The following is a 2,731-nucleotide window of genomic DNA, read 5'->3' on the forward strand; positions in this document are numbered from 1 at the left end:
TAAAGTTTTGTGAGGTAACAGGAGCATTGATGATGGTTGAGTTCAGTGAAGCACGGTTATCGTACACATCTCCTGCTTGTTGCCCTGTCGGTCTGATCGTGATTTGAAGCGTGATCGATGCGCCAATTGCCAAAGACGGATCTGCGGCGATGATAGCTTTTGCGTTGGCATCTGGAGTTCCCTGTTTCCAGCCAGTCTGTGTAGAACTCCATGTGCCTGAACTTGGTGGCGTGCCCATAATCGTGTTTGGATTCGTTTTTTCGTTATAGTTGTTTGAGCCTGAGGTATTCGGTGCGGTATCAGTATAGTTGAGAGTGACCGGATTTCCTGCGGAGTCCTTTCCAGTAACATTACCATTACTATCCACGATCTTCACGGACTGGATTGTGTAGCCGCCGTGGAGTTTGGAGCCTCGACTGTCGCCATCATAAGGGAGGACATCCATAATCGTGAGTGCTGGTTGAGCATTGACGGAGTAGTTGCCTCCTGTGACGGTATAGGTGATGTCTGTTGAGGCCGCACGAGCGGTTGGATCTGTGATGGCCGCATCATTTGGACCATCTTCAATCGCCGTTTTGTCGGCTTCTTTATCTAGCGTGACTTGCTGGATGAGCTGCTCGACAAGACCTGCCGTGGATTGGCGCACACTCGTGTCAGAGCCTGTACCATCAACATTTGCAGGCTGTCCATCAATCCACATCGAGGCAACTGTTGTTACCACGAGCGTTCCTGTGAGTCCTTGGCTATTAAAGCTCAGTTGACTGATAGTTGATGTTGCTTTAAAATCAACCTCTGTCCCTGTTGCCATGAGCGTTTGAGACATTTTGTTGAAATTCCATTGCAGGACTTCTTGACCACTGGCATTGGTTGTCAACGTCGGATCTGGTAATGGGTTGCTGGACGCATCGACGGCGGAGCCAGACTTATAGTGGATTCCGACAGGGAGCGTGGTCACAAGATTTGAGTCATAGGTTGTCGCTGAACTCCCACTTGATGGAATGCCTTGGATTTTCACTTTGATATCTTGTGAAGTTTGATAAGAGGGTTGAGAGATTGTCGTTCGAGAAGTGATAGAGTACGGCATCACAAATGCAGAGTCTCCATAAGTATTTACGTACTGTTGAGTATATGTTTTCCCGCCAATCGTTCCGTTCATATTGTTTACAGAACCATCAGAATTAAATGTTGTTGGGATATAAGTGCCATTATCAGCGGAATTACCCGTATTAGTCATCCACGAACTTGTTCCCCCATTGATCATCGGATCAAATGTATTTCCCGTGATTAAGTCTGTATCTTTACTTGCGGCTAATAATACAAGAGGGTTGCCATTTGGGGTCTTAGAACCTTTGATTCCCGTCTTGACTACTGCGGGAACTCCTAAAAATCTAACGTTTGCGTTATAACCTACCACCGGTCCATCTACTGGATTTCTCACTGAAATATTGACAGCTGAGACCTGATTTTGCATTCCTGCTGCTACAACGGCAGCCCATGTGCTATACCATTTATAAAGCTGAGAAGTCGCATCATAAGAAAGGACCTTCATCGTCACAGGTGGTGTTGATGCGAATGTGTTTGCGACTCCAAACGAAAGCGTTCCTCCTGGAGTTGAACTATAATCCGATTGTTCTGAATAGGGTAATACGATATCTGAACCCTGTGTGGGATCATAACTAAAAGCAGACGGATCCCACATGAGAATGGTGGATTGCCTTATTGGATCAGCTCCCCAGTTCGCATTTTCATCAAAATGATTTAAAATAATTTTTTGTCCAGTATATAATTGTCCTTTTCCGTAATTAAAGTTTACGCTTCCATCTGATGGTGACCCATAATCCAACGAATAGTGTGCCGCTGTTATCGGAGCTCCACCATTATCATTAGGAACAGTCGTAATTGTTTGTTCCCCTAAACCCAAAATAAACTCTGTTGACTGAAACCAAGAACCGCTTGGAGTTACGATGGTCGTATATGTGATTGTTCCCGAGTTATTTACTACCGTCTTCGGTTTACCGTTAGTGTCATTATAGGTAATTTGTGGTACCGTAAGATTATAATCGTATCTCGTCCAGTTATTCGATTTGGCGAGATTTTGCGTCGTCGTTCTGTCCCAGCCGAGAATCATCTCCATACTGGAGAAAGATTTTGCAAGCGAAGTCGGTGTGATTGCCCCAGTCATGTTATAAGTATAGGGACTGTAAACGCCAGAGTAGTTGGTATTTGTGACGCTACCTGCACTGCTTGCGGTGAAGGTCCCTGAGTTATAGACCCCTTGACTCGCAAGATTACTTGCGGGTTGAGTCATATTGATCTGACCTGTATTGGCATTTGGTGCACTGAGGGCTTGCGTGTACTTGCTGGCATAGCCTGAGCCTGAGTTATAGGTAAAGGCGGACGTGCGATTAAGCGTCGCAGGAGCGTAGGCATTGACTGTGGGGCTTGCCATCTGACTTGTCGTAAGTGCGGTCGCTGTCCCACTGCTTGGGGTGTAAGTCCCTGAGTTTGATAGGCTGTAGGAGATGGTCCCTGTCGGATAGGTTGCACCGACATAGGGATTGGTCCATGATTTGTGTTCTGCGAGCGGTTGAAGCGCGATGACTGCTGCGACATCATCCGCATCAAGATTACTATTTGATCCCCCAAAGACAGTCGTTCCTGCTTGGGTTTGTCCTTTGACAAGCGTCACTCCGACACTTGGCGCTGCTGAAACCGTCGTCGCTGATGGACT

The 2,731-nt window shown here is 46.6% G+C and carries 1 pseudogene; it reads right to left on the minus strand.

From position 1 onward, the window contains the following. Positions 1–2,731, minus strand: a pseudogene (locus tag GHI93_RS12925) (hypothetical protein); the annotation flags it as partial.

Source organism: Lactococcus hircilactis, assembly GCF_009601015.1.
GTDB classification, from domain to species: domain Bacteria; phylum Bacillota; class Bacilli; order Lactobacillales; family Streptococcaceae; genus Lactococcus; species Lactococcus hircilactis.